1 protein-coding gene is annotated in these 857 nt (G+C 40.1%); it reads left to right on the plus strand.

Translation table 11 applies throughout. The features are described from left to right. Window positions 1–516 precede the first annotated feature (516 nt). Window positions 517–857 (plus strand): signal peptidase II (locus EDI28_RS26005; protein ID WP_128786700.1); only part of this gene is annotated, 341 nt, incomplete at its 3' end.

Raw genomic sequence — 857 nt, forward strand, 5'->3', positions numbered from 1 at the left:
GGCGTTATGCACCTAGAGCCAAGATTTTCAATGGTAGATAATCCATCGCTTGTTTCCACGATTTCTTTGGCCATTTGTTTGCCGAAAGGCTGCCTGAAAGTCCGAAGGTAAGCTTGTTGTTGCCTTCTTTGCTGCCTTTGATTCTGGCAATTCAACATTATAATTTCAACGTTGCTCAGCTGTGAAAGTGTTGGCGCATTTCTTTGCCTATTGGTTTGGTGCAGCAGCCAAGCCAGTCCGTATTAGGTTGTCATGCAGGTTTCTCTGGCCCAAATCGTTGAAAGTGAATCGGAATTATCAGAGTCCTGATTTGTTGCCTGTATGCCGCAGATTTATCACGCGTGGAAAGATTTTCGACCAAGTATGATCGTATTAATGGATGGAGTTGCATAACAAAGGTATCAAGGTGACTTGTTTGACTCGGCATTTTTGGTTTGGAGTTTAGTGGRTTTGGTGAGTTCACCGTGGCGCACCTTATCCCAGGCGTTATAAGCCTTCGGTAGTTGTAGAGGTAATATGAATATTTGGAAAAAGCTTCAAGTTATTTTATTGGTTAGCCTTTCTTGTATCGGTGTTGATCAAGTTACGAAATTATTAGCCTCAGAACATCTGTCAAGAAACATGATGAATAGTTATTTTTCAGATGTTTTTCGTATTGGATATACGGAAAATATTGGTGCTTTCTTAGGGTTAGGTAATAGTTTGTCTGATGAACATCTGTTCGGGATTTTTGTTCTAGCTGTCGGTGCTTTCCTTTTGGGTTTGTTTTTCTACTTAGTGACAAGTTCTAAATTAAATCTTAATTCGTTGGTTGCGTTATCGATGATTTTCTCTGGTGGTGCCAGTAACTTTTATGA

Source organism: Photobacterium chitinilyticum (assembly GCF_004104355.1).
Lineage (GTDB): Bacteria > Pseudomonadota > Gammaproteobacteria > Enterobacterales > Vibrionaceae > Photobacterium > Photobacterium chitinilyticum.